Annotated in this window: 12 protein-coding genes and 3 tRNA genes; 6 read left to right on the top strand and 9 right to left on the bottom strand. The window is 71.2% G+C overall.

The window, feature by feature from the left end:
- Positions 1-620: 620 nt before the first annotated feature.
- The 3 genes from ACZ52C_RS00520 to ACZ52C_RS00510 all read right to left on the bottom strand — a co-directional run bounded on the left by ACZ52C_RS00520 (position 621) and on the right by ACZ52C_RS00510 (position 1034).
- Positions 621-694, bottom strand: a tRNA-Ile gene (locus ACZ52C_RS00520).
- Positions 695-879: 185 nt separating this feature from the next.
- A tRNA-Asn gene (locus tag ACZ52C_RS00515) sits at positions 880-955 on the bottom strand.
- 6 nt (positions 956-961) lie between these two features.
- Positions 962-1034 (bottom strand) — tRNA-Asn (locus ACZ52C_RS00510).
- Between the two features lie 175 nt (positions 1035-1209).
- Here ACZ52C_RS00510 and ACZ52C_RS00505 point away from each other — a divergent pair.
- The 4 genes from ACZ52C_RS00505 (at position 1210) to ACZ52C_RS00490 (ending at position 6855) form a co-directional block, all read left to right on the top strand.
- Positions 1210-1515 (top strand): hypothetical protein, encoded by a 306-nt coding sequence (locus ACZ52C_RS00505; RefSeq protein WP_045557412.1) that lies wholly within the window; start codon positions 1210-1212, stop codon positions 1513-1515.
- A gap of 79 nt (positions 1516-1594) precedes the next feature.
- Positions 1595-3049: an FGGY family carbohydrate kinase gene (locus ACZ52C_RS00500; RefSeq protein WP_469072702.1), complete on the top strand. Its 1455-nt coding sequence runs from the start codon at positions 1595-1597 to the stop codon at positions 3047-3049.
- A 138-nt stretch (positions 3050-3187) separates the two neighbouring features.
- Positions 3188-4921, top strand: coding sequence for an ABC transporter ATP-binding protein (locus ACZ52C_RS00495; protein WP_469072701.1), 1734 nt, complete (start codon positions 3188-3190; stop codon positions 4919-4921).
- Entirely contained in the window at positions 4921-6855 is a 1935-nt protein-coding gene (locus ACZ52C_RS00490) for an ABC transporter ATP-binding protein (protein ID WP_469072700.1), read from the top strand. Before ACZ52C_RS00495 ends, ACZ52C_RS00490 begins: the two co-directional genes overlap by 1 nt.
- 136 nt (positions 6856-6991) lie before the next feature.
- On the opposite strand, the gene ACZ52C_RS00485 is transcribed toward ACZ52C_RS00490, so the two are convergent.
- The 5 genes from ACZ52C_RS00485 to ACZ52C_RS00465 all read right to left on the bottom strand — a co-directional run bounded on the left by ACZ52C_RS00485 (position 6992) and on the right by ACZ52C_RS00465 (position 14239).
- The gene (locus ACZ52C_RS00485) at positions 6992-8311 is read right to left on the bottom strand and encodes an RNA polymerase sigma factor (RefSeq protein WP_469072699.1); all 1320 of its coding nucleotides are present in this window, start codon (positions 8309-8311) and stop codon (positions 6992-6994) included.
- 213 nt (positions 8312-8524) lie between these two features.
- Positions 8525-10426, bottom strand: a complete 1902-nt coding sequence (gene dnaG / locus ACZ52C_RS00480) for a DNA primase (protein ID WP_469072698.1) — start codon at positions 10424-10426, stop codon at positions 8525-8527.
- A 126-nt stretch (positions 10427-10552) separates the two neighbouring features.
- A complete protein-coding gene (locus ACZ52C_RS00475) occupies positions 10553-11818 on the bottom strand; it encodes an NAD(P)/FAD-dependent oxidoreductase (protein WP_469072697.1) in 1266 nt (421 codons plus the stop codon).
- Between the two features lie 104 nt (positions 11819-11922).
- Positions 11923-13248, bottom strand: coding sequence for a deoxyguanosinetriphosphate triphosphohydrolase (locus ACZ52C_RS00470; protein WP_469072696.1), 1326 nt, complete (start codon positions 13246-13248; stop codon positions 11923-11925).
- A 130-nt stretch (positions 13249-13378) separates the two neighbouring features.
- Positions 13379-14239 carry a sirohydrochlorin chelatase gene (locus tag ACZ52C_RS00465; RefSeq protein WP_469072695.1) on the bottom strand — a complete coding sequence of 287 codons (861 nt, stop codon included), beginning with the start codon at positions 14237-14239 and terminating at the stop codon, positions 13379-13381.
- 346 nt (positions 14240-14585) lie between these two features.
- On the opposite strand from ACZ52C_RS00465, the gene ACZ52C_RS00460 reads away from it, so the two are divergent.
- Positions 14586-15218, top strand: a complete 633-nt coding sequence (locus ACZ52C_RS00460) for a SanA/YdcF family protein (RefSeq protein WP_469073394.1) — start codon at positions 14586-14588, stop codon at positions 15216-15218.
- Positions 15219-15265: 47 nt separating this feature from the next.
- Here ACZ52C_RS00460 and ACZ52C_RS00455 read toward each other — a convergent pair whose 3' ends face one another.
- Entirely contained in the window at positions 15266-15751 is a 486-nt protein-coding gene (locus ACZ52C_RS00455) for a hypothetical protein (RefSeq protein ID WP_469073393.1), read from the bottom strand.
- A 295-nt stretch (positions 15752-16046) separates the two neighbouring features.
- Here ACZ52C_RS00455 and ACZ52C_RS00450 point away from each other — a divergent pair, with 295 nt between their 5' ends.
- Positions 16047-18161 (top strand): molybdopterin oxidoreductase family protein, encoded by a 2115-nt coding sequence (locus ACZ52C_RS00450; RefSeq protein ID WP_469072694.1) that lies wholly within the window; start codon positions 16047-16049, stop codon positions 18159-18161.
- The last annotated feature ends 7 nt before the right edge of the window (positions 18162-18168 follow it).

Here is an 18168-nt window from a genome sequence, read left to right as displayed (position 1 = left end):
ACCGCTCTGACAGATCGCCGTACATTCCTGCCGCACCCGGAATGCGCCCTGCCAGGCCGACTCCAACCGGCTTCACCTGAACTGGCAAAACCACGGCACCTGCTGCGGTGGCAGCGGTTCCCGACAGCCAGGAGTTCTCCAGGGGAGCGACCGTGGCGGGAGGCCGGCCGGAGGGTCGAGTGCCCCGTCGGGGCCGTTTCCCCTTCGGGCCGTTTCCCTGCCCGTCTGCCATCACCGGGACGCTTCCTCATCCGCCGGTGTCAGCACTGCCTCCTCCGCTGCGGGCCCAGTACTCAACTGTCCGCCCTGTGGATGGCTGCCCCAGCCACGCAACCATCAAAGGGGACAACGAATCGACCCCGAAACACCGTCGGCCTGGACAGGTCTGCGCCGTCCCGGCCCCTGTACGGCCCCTGGATCTTGGCATCGGCCCGCAGGGCAGCCACCCGAACCGCGAGCGACAACCTCGAACACGCACTCCGTCGCAGGTCAGAGGGGACGAGGGCCTCCACCCACCGCCGGACCCCAAACCCGCGAGCAGCGGATCCACTCCGCCCAGGCAAAGTTGACGATCCAACACCCAAAAAAGAACGTTTCCGCAGGTCAGAGACCTGCGGAAGTGGGGCGGGTGGGACTCGAACCCACGGCCGACGGATTATGAGTCCGCTGCTCTAACCGGCTGAGCTACCGCCCCGTACGGCGTGTCGCGTACATGTGTGCGCGCCGTCTGCCGCAGCATAGCCGCTCATACGATCTCCTGCTTCGGATGGTCGGCCTTCGCATGCGCTTCTTGACCTTGAGGACCCCGGCGCGGCACACACGGTTCCCCCGGACATGAAAAAGGACCCCCACGGGGGTCCTTCCTCGGTCCTTGCTCGATGGCTCTCCCGACTGGACTCGAACCAGTAACCTGCCGGTTAACAGCCGGCTGCTCTGCCAATTGAGCTACGGAAGATCGAAGCTCCCCCGACTGGACTCGAACCAGTAACCTGCCGGTTAACAGCCGGCTGCTCTGCCAATTGAGCTACGGAGGATTGCCTCGTTGCATCGAACGTACCTCCCTGGGTATTCGCCAGGGGGCGTGCGCTCGCTGCGACACATACATTAGCGCAAGCTGGGGGGTGCTCCGCCAATCGGTATCCCCCGCGCCCGTCGCCGCGCAGGGCGACGCTCGGGACCGACGCAGACGTATAGGGAAGGGTGGCCGCCATGCGCTATCGGCTCACGTTCTTTGCCGGACTGGCCCTGGGGTACGTGCTCGGCACGAAGGCCGGTCGCGAACGCTACGAGCAGTTGAAGAAGTCGGCGCGGCAGGTCGCGCAGAACCCCGCCGTGCGCAACACCGCCGAGTCGGCCGCCCAGCAGGGGCGGGTCTACGCCGGCAAGGCCTACCACGTGGTCAGCGAGAAGGTGGGTGACCGAATGCCCGATCTGGTCGCCGAGCGGGTCCGCTCGCTGCGGGAACGCAACGCCAACGGCTCGGCCGGGGACGACTGGGGCACCAGCAACACCTAGGCGGGGCCCGGGGCCGTATTGCGCCGACCGGACCACCGCGCGGCGCTCCCACCCCTTCCCGTGCGGCAGAATTTCCGCCATGGGGATAGTCGCCGGGCTGGACAGTTCGCCCGATTTTACGCGCATTGTCGTCTGTGACTCAGACACAGGGGCCGTGCTCAGGCAGGGGTATGCCCCGCACCCGTTGGAGCCGGCGGAGAGCGGGGGGCGACCGTCGGACGTCGACCCGCAGGCCTGGCTGCTGTCCCTGGGCGAGGCGGCCGGCGGCGGGCTGCTGGAGGGTGTGCAGGCGATCGGGGTCTCGTCCCAGCAGAACGGGCTGATCGCGCTGGACGCACAGGGCAACACCGTGCGTCCGGCGATGGTCGGCGGCGACAAACGGACCCAGGTCGCGGCGGCCGACCTCGTCGACGCGCTCGGCGGGCGAGGGGCGTGGGCGGAGGCCGTCGGCTGTGTGCCGGGGGCCGCGCAGCCGGTGACCAAGCTGCGCTGGATGAGCCGTACGGAACCGGACGCCGCCATGCGGACCGCCGTACTGCTCCAGGCGCACGACTGGCTGGTCTGGCAGTTGCTGGGGCGGCCGGTCAGAAGGACGACCGACCGGGGCGGGGCGTCCGGGACCGGGTACTGGAACGCGGCGACCGGGCAGTACCGCACGGACCTCGTCGAGATGGCCCTCGGACACCAGGTCATGCTCCCCGAGGTGCTGGGGCCCGCGGACGCCGCCGGTACGACGCCGGAGGGGCTCCTCATCTCCGCCGGCACCGGCGAGACCATGGCCGCCGCGTTCGGGCTCGGCATCGGGCTCGGCGACGCGGTGGTGTCGCTGGGGGCCTCCGGGTCCGTCATGGCCGTCCACACCCAGGCGCTCGTCGACTCCTCCGGGATGATCACCTCGCTGGCCGACGCCACGGGGATGCATCTGCCGGTGGTCACCACGCTGAACGCCGTACGGACGCTGCGCGGGGCCACCGAACTGCTGGGCGTCGCCGATCTGGAGGCGCTGTCCGACCTGGCGATGAAGTCGACGCCGGGGTCGCACGGGCTGGTGATGCTGCCGTACCTGGAGGGCGAGCGGACGCCGAACCTGCCGCACACGGCGGGGACGCTGGCCGGGCTGCGGCGGGAGTCGATGAAGCCGGAGCACTTCGCGCGGGCCGCGTTCGAGGGCATGCTGTGCGGGCTCGCGGACGCGCTGGACGTGCTGCGGGGCCGCGGCGTGGACGTACGGCGGATCTTCTTGCTCGGCGCGGCGGCGGAACTGCCGGCCGTGCAGGCGGCGGCGCCGGCGCTCTTCGGGGTGCAGGTGGTGGTGCCGCAGCCGGCGGACTACGCGGCGGTGGGCGCGGCCCGGCAGGCCGCGTGGGCGCTCGGGGTCTCGCAGGGCGTGCTCGATCCGCGTACGCCACCGATGTGGCCGGGGGCGGCGGCGCAGGTGCTGGAGCCGGGGGACGAGCTGGCGGTGGGGCAGGCGGTGCGGCAGCAGTATGTGGCGGTGCGGGAACAGACGCATCCCGGGGCGTTCCGGACGTGAGCTCCTCGGCCTCACCTGCAAGGTTCGGCCATCGATCCCTCACCGTCGGGTTAATTCGGTTGAGGTAACGCGGGTGGAGTGTCCGACGATGGGGGGTGATGCGTCCAGAACCCCGTCTTCGACTCCGAGAGATCTCGCGTGCTCATACGATTGCTGAGAAGTCATCTCCGTCCTTATCGGACACCGATCACCCTGCTGGTGCTGCTGCAGTTCGTGCAGACGTGCGCCACGCTGTATCTGCCCACGCTGAACGCGGACATCATCGACGAAGGCGTGGTGGAGGGGGACACGGGTTACATCCTGTCCTTCGGCGCGCTGATGATCGGTATCTCGCTGGTGCAGGTCGTCTGCAACATCGGGGCCGTGTACTACGGCGCCCGCACCGCGTCGGCGATCGGCCGGGACATCCGGGCCGCCGTGTTCGACCGGGTGCAGTCGTTCTCCGCGCGTGAGGTCGGTCACTTCGGGGCCCCGTCGCTGATCACGCGGACGACGAACGACGTGCAGCAGGTCCAGATGCTGGTCCTCATGACGTTCACGCTGGTGGTGTCGGCGCCGATCATGTGCGTCGGCGGCATCGTGCTGGCGCTTGGGCTGGACGTGCCGCTGTCGGGGGTGCTCCTCGCCGTCGTACCGGTGCTCGGGATCTCCGTCAGCCTGATCGTGCGCCGGCTGCGCCCCCTGTTCCGCACCATGCAGGAGCGGCTGGACACCGTGAACCGGGTGCTGCGGGAGCAGATCACCGGCAACCGGGTGATCCGGGCCTTCGTGCGGGACGACTACGAGAAGGGCCGGTTCCGGAAGGCGAACGTCGAGCTGACGGATGTGTCCCTGGGGACCGGGCGGATGCTGGCGCTGATGTTCCCGATCGTGATGACGGTGATCAATCTGTCGTCGATCGCGGTGGTGTGGTTCGGCGCCCACCGGATCGACAGCGGCGGGATGGAGATCGGCGCGCTCACCGCGTTCCTCGCCTATCTGATGCAGATCGTCATGGCCGTGATGATGGCCACCTTCATGTTCATGATGATGCCGCGCGCCGAGGTGTGCGCCGAGCGCATCCAGGAGGTGCTGGACACCGACACGAGTGTGGTGCCGCCGGTCGAGCCCGTACGGGAGCTGCGGCGTCACGGGTTCCTGGAGGTCCGGGGGGCGGGATTCCGCTATCCGGGTGCCGAGGAGCCGGTGCTCAGGTCCATCGAGGTCGTGGCCCGGCCGGGTGAGACGACCGCGGTCATCGGGTCCACGGGCAGCGGGAAGTCGACGCTGCTCGGGCTGGTGCCCCGGCTGTTCGACGTCACCGAGGGCGAGGTGCTGGTGGACGGCGTCGACGTACGCACGCTCGATCCGAAGCTGCTGGCGAGGACAGTGGGTCTGGTGCCGCAGAAGCCGTATCTGTTCTCCGGGACCGTGGCGACGAACCTGCGGTACGGCAATCCGGACGCCACCGACGAGGAGCTGTGGCACGCGCTGGAGGTGGCGCAGGCCAGGGAGTTCGTGGAGCGGCTGGAGAACGGGCTGGACTCCCCCATCGCCCAGGGCGGGACGAACGTGTCCGGCGGGCAGCGGCAGCGGCTCGCGATCGCGCGGACGCTGGTGCAGCGGCCGGAGATCTATCTGTTCGACGACTCCTTCTCCGCGCTCGACTACGCGACCGACGCCGCGCTGCGGGCGGCGCTGGCGCGCGAGACGGCCGACGCGACCGTGGTGATCGTGGCCCAGCGGGTGGCGACCATCCGGGACGCCGACCGGATCGTCGTCCTCGACGAGGGCCGGGTCGTCGGCACCGGACGTCACCACGAACTGATGGCCGACAACGAGACCTACCGGGAGATCGTCCTCTCCCAGCTCACGGAAGCGGAGGCAGCCTGATGGCCGGGCCGTTGGCACGGATGGCGGGGGCCGGGGCCCCCGATCAGCACTCCATGGACTTCAAGGGCTCCGGGAAGCGGCTGCTGGCGCAGTTCAGGCCCGAGCGGTTCACGATGTACGCGATGGTCCTGTGCGCGGTGCTCAGCGTCGGGCTGTCGGTGCTGGGGCCCTGGATCCTCGGCCGCGCGACCGACCTGGTCTTCGCTGGGGTCGTCGGGCGGGAGATGCCGGAGGGCGCCACCAAGGCCGAGGTCCTCGCGTCCATGCGGGAGCGCGGGGACGGCGCGGTCGCCGACATGCTGTCGGGCACGGACTTCACGCCGGGCAAGGGCATCGACTTCGAGGCCGTCGGCACGGTGCTGCTGGTTGCCCTCGGCATCTTCCTGGTCGCGGGCCTGCTGATGGCGGTGGCGACCCGGCTCTCCAACCGGGCGATCAACCGGACCGTCTACCACATGCGCGAGGATCTCCAGGCGAAGCTCTCGCGGCTGCCGCTGTCGTACTTCGACAAGCGGCAGCGCGGTGAGGTGCTGAGCCGGGCGACCAACGACATCGACAACATCGGGCAGACGCTGCAGCAGTCGATGGGGCAGCTCATCAACTCGCTGCTCACCATCATCGGCGTGCTGGCGATGATGTTCTGGGTGTCGCCGCTGCTGGCGCTGGTCGCGCTGGTGACCGTGCCGGTGTCGTTCCTGGTGGCCACGCGGGTCGGCAAGCGGTCGCAGCCGCACTTCGTGGCGCAGTGGCGGGTGACGGGCAAGCTGAACGCCCACATCGAGGAGATGTACACCGGGCACACGCTCGTGAAGGTGTTCGGGCGGCAGGAGGAGTCGGCGAAGCAGTTCGCCGAGGAGAACGAGCGGCTGTACGAGGCCGGCTTCAAGGCCCAGTTCAACAGCGGGATCATGCAGCCGCTGATGTTCTTCGTGTCCAACATCAACTACGTGCTGGTCGCGGTCGTGGGCGGGCTGCGGGTCGCCACGGGCGCGCTGTCCATCGGTGATGTGCAGGCCTTCATCCAGTACTCACGGCAGTTCTCGATGCCGCTGACGCAGGTCGCGTCCATGGCGAACCTGGTGCAGTCGGGGGTCGCCTCCGCCGAGCGGATCTTCGAACTGCTCGACGCGGAGGAGCAGGAGGCCGACGCGGTGCCCGGGGTGCGGCCCGAGGAGCTGCGGGGGCGGGTGGCGCTGGAGGGGGTGTCCTTCCGGTACGAGGCCGACAAGCCGCTGATCGAGGACCTGTCGCTGGTCGTCGAGCCGGGGCACACGGTGGCGATCGTGGGGCCGACGGGGGCGGGCAAGACCACGCTGGTCAACCTGCTGATGCGGTTCTACGAGGTCACCGGAGGGCGGATCACCCTCGACGGGGTCGATGTCGCGTCCATGTCCCGGGACGAACTCCGGGACGGGATAGGGATGGTGCTCCAGGACACCTGGCTGTTCGGAGGGACCATCGCGGAGAACATCGCGTACGGGGCGTCCGCCGCGCGGAAGGTGACGCGGGGGGAGATCGAGGAGGCGGCTCGGGCCGCGCACGCGGACCGGTTCATCCGGACGCTGCCGGACGGGTACGACACGGTGATCGACGACGAGGGGACCGGGGTGAGCGCGGGTGAGAAGCAGCTCATCACGATCGCCCGGGCGTTCCTGTCGGATCCGGTGATCCTGGTGCTGGACGAGGCGACGTCCTCGGTGGACACGCGTACGGAGGTGTTGATCCAGAAGGCGATGGCGAAGCTGGCGCACGGGCGGACGTCGTTCGTGATCGCGCACCGGTTGTCGACGATCCGGGACGCCGACACGATCCTGGTGATGGAGAACGGTTCCATCGTGGAGCAGGGGGCGCACGAGGAGTTGTTGGCGGCGGACGGGGCGTATGCGCGGCTGTACAAGGCGCAGTTCGCGGAGGCGGTGGCGGAGGTGGACTGAGGGGGTGGGCTGTGGGGTGCGTCGTCGGGTGCGGGCTCGGTGGGGCTTCTCGCGCAGTTCCCCGCGCCCCTGAGAAGCAGGGGCTGCGCCCACTGCTTCTCAGGGGCGCCGGAGCCGCGGCCGGCAACGCGCCCCCTCAGTCCAGGTAACCCCGCAGTTGGTCCGCGAAGGCGTGGTCCCGGAGTTTGTTCAGGGTCTTGGACTCGATCTGGCGTATCCGTTCCCGGGTCACGCCGAAGATGCGGCCTATCTCCTCCAGCGTGCGGGGGCGGCCGTCGGCGAGGCCGTAGCGGAGTTGGACCACCTTGCGTTCCCGCTCGCCCAGCGTCGACAGCACCGCCTCCAGGTGTTCGCGCAGCAGCAGGAACGCGGCCGACTCCACGGGGCTCGTCGCGTCGCCGTCCTCGATCAGGTCGCCGAGGGCCACGTCGTCCTCCTCGCCCACGGGCGCGTGGAGCGAGACCGGCTCCTGCGCGAGGCGGAGCACCTCGCTGACGCGCTCGGGCGCCAGGTCGAGGTGGGCGGCGACCTCCTCGGGCGTGGGCTCGTAACCCCGCTCCTGGAGCATCCGGCGCTGGACGCGGACGACCCGGTTGATCAACTCGACGACGTGGACCGGGACCCGGATGGTGCGGGCCTGGTCGGCGAGCGCGCGGGACATGGCCTGGCGGATCCACCAGGTGGCGTAGGTCGAGAACTTGTAGCCGCGCGCGTAGTCGAACTTCTCGACGGCCCGGATGAGGCCCAGGTTTCCCTCCTGGACCAGGTCCAGCATGGTCAGGCCACGGCCGACGTAACGCTTCGCCACGGAGACGACGAGCCGCAGGTTCGCCTCGATCAGACGGCGTTTGGCCATGCGGCCCATGACGACCAGCCGGTCGAGGTCGAGGGCGAGCCGGGTGTCGAGGTCGGGGGCGTTGCCGAGCCGTTCCTCGGCGAAGAGGCCGGCCTCGACGCGGCGGGCCAGCTCCACTTCCTCCGCGGCCGTCAGGAGGGGGATGCGGCCGATCTCGCGCAGGTACTGGCGGAAGAGGTCGGAGGAGGGGCCGCTGGTGTCCGGGCGGGCGCGGGGCAGTTCCACGGGCTCGGGGGCCTCAGCCGTCTCCAGGGCCTCGACCGCCGCGGCAGGCGGCTCGTCCAGGTCGGGCGGGCCGTCCGGAACCGCCTCGGGGTGGTGCGCGGCACGGCTCTGGGCGGGCACCGCGGTGATCACATCGGTCTCCGCGGCCGGCTCCGAGCCGTCGGTACCGATGGCCGTACCGGTGTCGTTCTGTATGAGGGTCTGGGTCTGCACGGGGGCGACCTCCAGGAATGTCGCTGCCAGGGCGTACGGCAGCGGTACGTCTGGGATGGCGCGGGCGGCCTCTCCGCCGTCCATCCCGTACTCATCGAGCGGAACCGCGGGGATCTCGGACCCGTGGGGGACGGGTCGGCCGCGCTCCGAGGACTCAGGCACCGGAACCCAGTGTGGAGTACGACACACAGCCGCCACGAGGGGCGTGCGGTGACTTTTTGCGTCCGGGCCGTGACCGCACGGTCACGTGCCGTAGGAGTGCGCTGCTGGGAGGGCCGTGCACTGCTCGTGGGCCGTTCGGAGTGGGGTGGCTCCGGCGTGGATTGGCATGTGCTCCGGGGACGTGCGCGGCCGGGGGTGCTCACCGGCACCGGATCAGAGCGCCTCCGCGCCCCGCTCCCGCAGTGCCTGGTCGTACTGCTGGAGGACCCACAACTCGTTCTGTACGGCGGCCAGCTGGGCGGGGTCGCCCTGGGCGGCCGCCCGCGCCAGGCTGCCCTGGACGTCGCGCACCCGGCGCTCGACGGCCCGGCGGCGTACGGTGACGAGTTGGTCGCCCGCGTACACCTCGTCGACCTTCTTGCGCATGATCGCCTCGACGGCCAGCTCGGTCACCATCGCCCGCACGGCGTCGTCCGGCGCCGCCTCGCGGACCCGGACCAGGTACTCCTGCGGGTCCTCGGCGCCGTACTCCACGCCGCCCGCCTCGATGATCGCCTCGCGGACGGCCGCGTACGGGGCGGCGGTGAACTCGTCCACGCCGTACGCGTCGAACGCGGGGGCGACCAACTCGGGGCGTTGCAGGGCGAGTTTGAGGAGTTCGCGCTCGGTGGCGAAGACCGGGTTGCGCAGGGTGAGGGCCGGGCCGGAGGGGGGCCGGGCGGTGGACTCGTAGGGCTGCGCGGCGCGCCGGGCGGACGGGGTGGGGCCCTGGCCGCCGCGGTCGCGGGCCCAGCGGGCCAGCTGGGCGACGCGCTTGACGACGAACTGGGTGTCGAGGATGCCGAGCATGCCGGCGAGCTGCACGGCGACCTCGTGCTGGGCGCCGCTGTTCTTGATGCGGGCGACGATCGGCGCGGCCTCGTCGAGGGCCGCGGCGCGCCCTGCGGGGGTCTCCAGGTCGTAGCGGGCGACGATCTGGCGGAGGGCGAACTCGAAGAGCGGGGTGCGGGGTTCGGTCAGTTCGGCGACGGCCTCGTCGCCCTTGGCCAGGCGGAGTTCGCAGGGGTCCATGCCGTCGGGGGCGATGGCGATGTACGTCTCGGCGGCGAACTTCTGGTCGTCCTCGAAGGCGCGCAGGGCCGCCTTCTGGCCGGCCGCGTCGCCGTCGAAGGTGAAGATCACGCGGGCCGAGCCGTTGTCCATCAGCAGCCGGCGGAGGATCTTGATGTGCTCGCCGCCGAAGGCCGTGCCGCAGGTGGCGATGGCCGTGGTGACGCCGGCGAGGTGGCAGGCCATGACGTCGGTGTAACCCTCGACCACGACGGCCCGGCTGGCCTTGGCGATGTCCTTCTTGGCTAGGTCGATGCCGTACAGCACCTGGGACTTGCGGTAGATCGCCGTGTCGGGGGTGTTGAGGTACTTCGGGCCGTTGTCCGCCTCGTAGAGCTTGCGGGCGCCGAAGCCGACCACGTCCCCGCCGATGTCGCGGATGGGCCACATCAGACGGCCCCGGAAACGGTCGATCGGGCCCCGGCGGCCCTCCTGGGAGAGGCCGGACAGCAGCAGTTCCTTGTCGGTGAAGCCCTTGCCGCGCAGGAAGCGGGTGAGGTGGTCCCAGCCCTGGGGGCTGTAGCCGACGCCGAAGTGGACGGCGGCGGCCTGGTCGAAGCCGCGCTCGGCGAGGAAGATCCGGCCGGTGTCGGCCTCGGGGCTGGTGGCGAGCTGTTCCGCGTACCACTCGGCGGCGATCTTGTGCGCCTCGACCAGGCGGATCCGCTCGCCGCGCTGGTGGGAGGGGTTGTACCCGCCCTCCTCGTAGCGCAGGGTGATGCCGGCCTGGCCGGCGAGGCGCTCGACGGCCTCCGAGAAGGACAGGTGGTCGACCTTCATCACGAATGTGATGGTGTCGCCGCCCTCTTGGCAGCCGAAGCAGTGAAAGAGCCCCTTGCTCGGGCTGACCTGGAAGGACGGCGACTTCTCGTCGTGGAACGGGCAGAGCCCCTTGAGGTTCCCGCCGCCCGCGTTGCGCAGCTGGAGGTACTCGGACACCACGGCGTCGATCGGGACCGCGTCCCGTACCGCCTTCACGTCCTCGTCGTTGATCCGTCCTGCCACGCGGAGATTCTACGGTGGTCCACCGACAGCCACGGGTCACGGGCAGCGCCCCTCCAGGTGCGCGGGGAACTGCGCGACCAGCCCACGACGGCCCGCAGTCGCCCCGCCACCGAACCCGGCAGCCCCCTAGGCGATCAGACTATCCAGCGGCACCTGAGGATTCGAGAGCGCGTCCACGTCGACCCGCGCCCGGGACCGGATGAGTTTCTGGATCGGCTCAGTGACATCCCACACGTTCACATTCATCCCGGCCAGCACCCGCCCCTCCTTCACCCAGAACGCGATGAACTCCCGCTTCCCCGCGTCTCCCCGGATCAGCACCTGGTCGTACGAGCCGGGCGGGGCCCACCCCGAGTACTCCATCCCCAGGTCGTACTGGTCGGAGAAGAAGTACGGGACCCGGTCGTACGTGACGTCCTGCCCGAGCATGGAGCGGGCGGCGGCGGGTCCGCCGTTGAGCGCGTTGGCCCAGTGCTCGACGCGGAGCCGGGTGTCGAAGAGGGCGTGCGGGAAGGACACGACGTCGCCGGCCGCGTAGACGGAGGGGTCGGACGTACGGAGCCCCGCGTCCACCAGGATGCCGCCGCCCTGGGACCGGTCGGCCACCTCCAGCCCCGCCGCTTCGGCCAGGCCCGTGCGCGGCCCCGCGCCGATGGCCGCGAGGACGTCGTGCGCCGGGTGCTCCTCCCCCGTGTCCGTGCGGGCCGCGAGGACCATCCCGTCCTGGCCGACGATCTCGGTGAGCCGCGCGCCGAAGTGGAAGCGGACGCCGTGCTCGCGGTGCAGTTCGGCGAAGAGATTGCCCAGCTCGGGGCCGAGGACGCCGTACAGCGGGGTCGGTTCCGGCTCGACGACGGTGACCTCCGCGCCGTACTCGCGGGCCGCGGCCGCCACTTCCAGGCCGATCCAGCCGGCGCCGGCGATGACGAGGTGGCCGTTGTCCCGGCCGAGGGTGGCGAGGACCCCCTTGAGACGCTCGGCGTGGGCGAGGCGGCGCAGATGGTGGACGCCCGCGAGATCGGTGCCCGGGATGTCCAGGCGGCGGGGCTCGGCGCCCGTCGCGAGCAGCAGCTTGTCGTAGTGGACGAGGGTGCCGTCGTCGCCGAAGCGGACGGTCCGGGCCGTGCGGTCGATCGCGTCGACGGTCTGGCCCAGGTGGAGTTCGATGTCGTTGCTCGCGTACCAGGACGGCTCGTGGACGAAGACGCTGTCGCGCTTCTCCTTGCCGAGCAGATAGCCCTTGGAGAGCGGCGGACGCTCGTAGGGGTGGTCGCGTTCGTCGCAGATCAGTATCACGCGGCCGGTGAAGCCCTCCGCTCGGAGCGTCTCGGCCGCCTTCGCGCCGGCGAGACCGCCTCCGACGATGACGAATGTCTGATCCGCGTCGACCACTTGATGCCTCCTCTTAAGGGTGCGTCCACATGCGAGCGTCCCGCACGGAGCGTGATGCGGGAAGAGGTAGTGACCCGATCAGGCCACGCAGGGTCACGTTTTCGTCACATCCGACCCGTCAGTCTCGCGTGTGACGCGCGGGCGGAGGTGTCGGTCAGGGAAGCGATCTGGTCGACGATCACCCGCTTGCGGGCTCGGTCGTCCGGAGCCGCGTCGAACAGCGCGCGGAACTGGGGTTCGAGTCCCTCGGGGGCGCGGGCGGTGAGCGCCTCGGCCAGTTCGGCGACGACGATCCGCTGGTCGGCACGGAGCCGCTCCTGCTCGGCCCGCTGCATCACATAGCGGTCGGCGACGGCCTTCAGCACGGCGCACTCCAGCCGCGCCTCGCGCGGGACGACCAGCTCGGCGGTGTACCGGGTGAGGGGGCCGCCGCCGTACGCCTGCCGGGTGGCGCCCTCGGCGGCGAGGCAGAAGCGGCCGATGAGCTGGCTGGTCGCGTCCTTCAACCGGGCCTGGGCGACGGCCGTTCCGTCGTAGCCGTGGGGCCACCACTCCTGGTCGAGGAGGCGGTCGAGGGCTTCGGCCAGCTCGGCCGGGTCGGTGTCCGCGGAGACGTACCGGCCGCGGGCCACCTCGAACACCGCCTGGCGTTCGGGGTCCGCGTGCAGGCAGCCCGGGTCGATGTGGCCCGCGTGCAGGCCGTCCTCGACGTCGTGCACGGAGTACGCCACGTCGTCGGACCAGTCCATGACCTGGGCCTCGAAGGTCGTGCGGGTGCCGGGGGCGTCCTTGCGGACCCAGTCGAAGACGGGCCGGTCGTCGTCGTACACGCCGAACTTGTGCGACTCGGGGTCGGTGGGGTGAGCGCCGCGCGGCCAGGGGTACTTGGTGGCGGCGTCCAGGGCGGCGCGGGTGAGGTTGAGGCCGACGCTGACGAGGTCGCCGGACTCCGGGGAGCGCACGAAGCGCTTGGGCTCGATGCGGGTCAGCAGGCGCAGGGACTGGGCGTTGCCCTCGAAACCGCCGCAGTCCTCGGCGAATTCGTTGAGCGCCTGTTCGCCGTTGTGGCCGAACGGGGGGTGGCCGAGGTCGTGGGAGAGACAGGCGGCCTCCACGAGATCGGGGTCGCAGCCGAGGGCGGCGCCCAGCTCGCGGCCCACCTGGGCGCACTCCAGGGAGTGGGTGAGGCGGGTGCGGGGGCTGGCGTCCCAGACGTGGGTGCGGGTGCCGGGGGTGACGACCTGGGTCTTGCCGGCGAGTCTGCGCAGGGCCGCGGAGTGCAGCACGCGGGCGCGGTCGCGTTGGAAGGCGGTGCGGCCGGGGCGTTTGTCGGGCTCCGGGGCGTAGCGCTCCGCGGAGGGCGGGGGGTAGGCGGCCGGGGTCTCGTGGGTGGTCGGGGTGTGGGGGCTGGGGGGTGTGGTGCCTTCCATGATTCGACAGTACGGGGAGGGGGTGACAGATGGGTGCCTACTCGTCTGCCGGGTTCGGCTCTTTGGCGGGTGCGGGTGCGTCGTGGCTTGTCGCGCAGTTCCCCGCGCCCCTTCGGGGCGCGCGTTCCTTCTACGCCGACGCCAGTAGCGGCAGCGGCCTGGTCCCGGTCGTCAGGGACTCGTCGTAGCGGTGCAGGATCAGGCTCGCCATCGACGGGTGGGCGCCCAGGGGGGCCGCGGCGATGCCCGGGGCCGCCTCGGCGCACTCCCTCGCGAAGCGGCCCGGGGCCGTGAAGTAGGAGGCGAGGGCTATGCGGGTGCGGCCCTGGGCGGTGAGGGTGCGGACGGCTTCGGGGACCGTGGGGGCTGCGGCCGAGGCGTAGGCGGGGACGACGGGGACGCCCAGGCGGTCGGCGAGGAGGCGGGCCGTCAGGCCGGTGTCCTCGGCGGCCTCGGGGTCGCGGGAGCCCGCGGCGGCGAGCACCACGGCGCTCGTGCGGCGGTGCGCCTCGCTCATCCGGGTGGGCCAGCCGGCCTCGACGAGGCGGGCGCGCAGGGTCTCGACGAGGAGGGGGTGCGGGCCGAGCGGGGCGGCCAGACGGGTGCGGGCCTCGGCGGCGGCGGCCATCTCCGGGATGTCCTGCTTGACGTGGTAGCCGCGGCTGAGGAGGAGGGGGACGAGGACCGCTTCCCGGTCGCCGAGGGCGGCGAGGGTGTCGGGGAGCAGGGGCTCGTTCAGCTCGATGTGGCCGAGGCGCACGGCGAGGCCGGGGCGCTGTTCGCGGACGCGGTCCATGAGGGTGCGCACGGTCGCCAGGGCGCGCGGGTCGCGGCTGCCGTGCGCGACCAGGACGAGCGTCGGCGGGGCGGGGCGCCGGGTCCCGTCGTGGGAGACGAGGCTGAGCTGGGTGGCCAGCTGGTCACTGATCAGGTTCATGATGTGCGCCGTACTGTCGAGGTCCGCGTTCGACTTGCTCGTCGTCGCCGTCATGCACCGATGGTGCCGGGAGGACATTGCCTTCCCGTTGCACGGTGGTGACGGGTGTTTACCAGCGCTTCACCGCGCGCGGTACGGGTGTGTGAACCTCCGTGACCTGGCATTTCGACTCGTTCGAGTGAAGCTTGTCACGCTGGGCGGTGAACCGGATCTCCGCGGATGACGTCTTCGTTGGTCGGGAGGACGGACGCGGACGGGTCCGCCGGAAACACGCAGGACACATAGCGGGACACCTGAGCGGGTCCGAGGGGACGGGGGCGCAGTGAGGCGTATCAGGCGGGTCGCGCACGCCGTTCGGTTGCCGCGGACGCGGGCGGGGCGGCGGGCCGTGCAGGCGGTGATGCTGCTGTGCGTGCTGGCGCTGCTGCCCTCGACCTGGATGTTCACGGCGGCCGGCGACCGGCTGCGGACCACGGCGGACGCGCCACGCACGGAGGTCGCGATGGTCTTCGGCGCCGGGCTGTGGCAGGGCGAGCCGTCCCCGTACCTGGCGCGCCGGCTGGACGCGGCGGCCGAGCTGTACCGGTCGGGCCGGATCAAGGTGGTCCTGGTCACCGGGGACAACAGCCGGGCGGAGTACGACGAACCGGACGCGATGCGCGGCTACCTCACCGAGCACGGCGTGCCCGACGACCGGATCGTGAGCGACTACGCCGGGTTCGACACCTGGGACTCCTGCGTCCGCGCCAAGAAGATTTTCGGCGTGGACCGGGCGGTGCTCATCAGCCAGGGCTTCCACATACGCCGGGCGGTCGCGCTGTGCGAGGAGGCGGGCGTCGAGTCGTACGGCGTCGGCGTCCAGGACCGGCACGACGCGACCTGGTACTACGGCGCCACCCGGGAGCTGTTCGCGGCGGGCAAGGCCTCGCTGGACGCCCTGTTCGAGCCGGACCCCCGCTTCCTCGGACCGGAGGAGACGGGGGTCGAGAAGGCGCTCGCGTCGGCGGGACGAACGCCCACGGAAGCGCCTTAGCGCTCGGAGGGCCTCAGTGCTCGAAGGGCCTCGGTGCTCGGAGGGCCTCAGTGCTTGATGGTGCCCCACCAGCCCTGGTCCACGGCGCAGCCCCACGTCTTGCCCGCGGAGGTCTTGCCGTGGACGGTGAAGCGGACCTCGTAGGGCTTCTTGCGGTTGGTCATGTAGGCGCTGATGCGCAGACCGGTGGTGCCCTTCTTCTTCAGGGTCTTGGTGTACACGGTGGCGACCTTCGAGGTCCGCTTGGTGATCTTGCTGCCCTTGGTGGCAGTGGCGTAGGTGAAGGTCAGGTTGACGGGCTTGCTGACCTTCAGGCTGACGTCCTTGAAGCTCGCGGTCTTGCTCTTGTTCTTGAGCGCGAAGTAGAGGCCGCCCTGCACCCGGTTCTTCGCGTCCAGGGTGAAGTTCTTCGGCGAGCTGAGTTCGATCGGGCAGCCGGCGGCCTGGGGCGCCGCGGAGGCGGCCCCGGCGAGGCCGAGCTGGGTGGCGGTCAGGGCGCCGACGGCACCCAGGACGGCGGCGGTGGTGCGCATACGGTTCACGTGATGGTCCTCTTCCCCCGGCGGCCCGCGTGCGGGCCGGGTGACAGGTCGTACGCCACACGGGGTTCGCGGCACGACCCCCGTGTCTGCGGCGCCCGTAGTTCTTAGCACGCCCGGCCCGAACGAATGGACGGAAAGAAGCGGGGTGACCGCATACGGTGACAGAATCGCGACATCCGGCGGCACGCTTCCTCACGCCGGGCCCGAGGCCGCCGGGAGGTCCCCGTGCCGGTCGCGTAACGAGGGGCGCCCCGGCGCGTAACACGTGCGACGCACGCTGAGCGGTATGCCGAACTCCGCGACGCCCACCCACTGCCCGTACTGCGCCCTGCAGTGCGGGATGAACCTGACGCCCGGTGCGGACGGGACCGAAGGGGTCGTAGTGGTCACGGAGCGCGCGGACTTCCCGGTGAACCGGGGAGCGCTGTGCGGCAAGGGCCGTACGGCGCCGGCGGTGCTCTCGTCCCGGGTCAGGCTGACCAGTCCCTTGGTCAGAAGGGCGGGCAACCTGGAACCCGCCTCCTGGGACGAGGCACTCGACCGGATCGCCGAGGGGCTCACCCGCACGCGGACGGAACATGGCCCGGACGCGTGCGGAGTGTTCGGCGGCGGCGGACTGACGAACGAGAAGGCCTACGCGCTCGGCAAGTTCGCCCGGGTGGTGCTCGGCACCTCGCAGATCGACTACAACGGCCGTTTCTGCATGTCCTCGGCGGCCGCCGCCGGGATGAAGGCGTTCGGGCTGGACCGGGGGCTGCCGTTCCCGCTGGAGGACATCCCGAGGACGGGGTGCGTGATCCTCGTCGGGTCGAACCTCGCGGAGACCATGCCGCCGGCCCTGCGCTATCTCACCGAGCTGAAGGAGAACGGCGGCACGCTGATCGTCATCGATCCGCGCCGCACCCGTACGGCCGAACAGGCCGATCTGCATCTGTCCCCGCGTCCCGGCACCGATCTCGCCCTCGCCCTCGGCCTGTTGCACCTGATCGTGGCCGAGGGGCGGACGGACGAGGAGTACATCCGCGAGCGGACCAGCGGATGGGAGGAGGCCCGGGCGGCGGCCATGGCGCACTGGCCGGAGTACGTGGAACGGATCACGGGGGTGTCCGTTCCCGAACTCCGCGAGGCGGTACGGCTGTTCTGCGAGCCCGAGCACGCGATGGTGCTCACGGCGCGCGGGCCCGAGCAGCAGTCCAAGGGCACGGACACCGTCGGCGCGTGGATCAACCTCACGCTGGCGACGGGCCGCGCCGGACGGCCGCTGTCCGGGTACGGCTGCCTCACCGGGCAGGGCAACGGGCAGGGCGGGCGCGAGCACGGCCAGAAGGCCGACCAGCTGCCCGGCTACCGCAAGCTGGTCGACCCCGAGGCGCGGCGGCACGTCGCCGAGGTCTGGGGCGTGGACCCCGACAGCCTGCCCGGCCCGGGGCGCAGCGCGTACGAGCTGCTGGACGCGCTCGGCACCGACATCAAGTCCCTGCTGCTGATGGCCTCCAACCCGGTGGTGTCGGCGCCGCGCGCCGCGCACATCGAGGACCGGATCAAGTCGCTGGACTTCCTGGCCGTGTGCGATGTCGTGCTGTCGGAGACGGCGGCCCTCGCGGACGTCGTCCTGCCGGTGACGCAGTGGGCGGAGGAGACCGGCACCATGACCAATCTGGAGGGCCGGGTGCTGCTGCGGCGGCGCGCGATCACGCCGCCCGACGGGGTCCGCAGCGACCTGGAGATCATGCGCGAACTGGCCGACCGGCTGGGCGTCGAGAAGGGCTTCCCGACCGACCCCGAGGAGGTCTTCGAGGAGCTGCGCCGGGCGAGCGCGGGCGGGCCCGCCGACTACTCGGGCATCACCTACCGGCGACTGGTCGAGGAGAACGGGGTGTTCTGGCCCTGCCCCACACCGACGGCCGAGGCGGGGGCCGTGCCGCCCGCCGAGGCGCACCCCGGGACACCGCGGCTCTTCCTCGACCGGTTCGCCACGGAGGACGGCCGGGCCCGGTTCGTGCCCGTCTCGCACCGGGCTGCGGCCGAGGAACCGGACGCGGAGTACCCGGTGCTGCTCACCACCGGGCGGGTGGTCGCCCAGTACCAGTCGGGCGCCCAGACGCGGCGGGTCGACGAGCTCAACGCCGCCGCGCCGGGGCCGTTCGTGGAGCTGCACCCGCGGCTGGCCGAGCGGCTCGGCGCGAGCGAGGGCGACCCGGTGGCCGTGGTCTCCCGCCGGGGGCGGGCCGTCGCCCCGGCCCGCATCACGACGGGCATCCGCCCGGACACGGTCTTCATGCCGTTCCACTGGCCGGGCGAGGGCCGCGCCAACACCCTCACCAACCCCGCCCTCGACCCCACCTCCCGCATGCCGGAGTTCAAGACCTGCGCGGTGCGGGTGGAGGCGGTGGGGAAGTAGGGCGGAG

This window comes from Streptomyces sp. NPDC034049 (assembly GCF_055575575.1).
This window is presented reverse-complemented; position numbering and strand designations above follow the sequence as displayed.

Bases quoted from the DNA above. Each gene is read 5' to 3' on its own strand.
- ACZ52C_RS00500 (WP_469072702.1), top strand. From the start codon at position 1,595: ATGGGGATAGTCGCCGGGCTGGACAGTTCGCCCGATTTTACGCGCATT.
- ACZ52C_RS00455 (WP_469073393.1), bottom strand. From the start codon at position 15,751: ATGCGCACCACCGCCGCCGTCCTGGGTGCCGTCGGCGCCCTGACCGCC.
- ACZ52C_RS00460 (WP_469073394.1), top strand. From the start codon at position 14,586: ATGCTGCTGTGCGTGCTGGCGCTGCTGCCCTCGACCTGGATGTTCACG.
- ACZ52C_RS00450 (WP_469072694.1), top strand. From the start codon at position 16,047: ATGCCGAACTCCGCGACGCCCACCCACTGCCCGTACTGCGCCCTGCAG.
- ACZ52C_RS00490 (WP_469072700.1), top strand. From the start codon at position 4,921: ATGGCCGGGCCGTTGGCACGGATGGCGGGGGCCGGGGCCCCCGATCAG.
- ACZ52C_RS00505 (WP_045557412.1), top strand. From the start codon at position 1,210: ATGCGCTATCGGCTCACGTTCTTTGCCGGACTGGCCCTGGGGTACGTG.
- ACZ52C_RS00470 (WP_469072696.1), bottom strand. From the start codon at position 13,248: ATGGAAGGCACCACACCCCCCAGCCCCCACACCCCGACCACCCACGAG.
- ACZ52C_RS00465 (WP_469072695.1), bottom strand. From the start codon at position 14,239: ATGACGGCGACGACGAGCAAGTCGAACGCGGACCTCGACAGTACGGCG.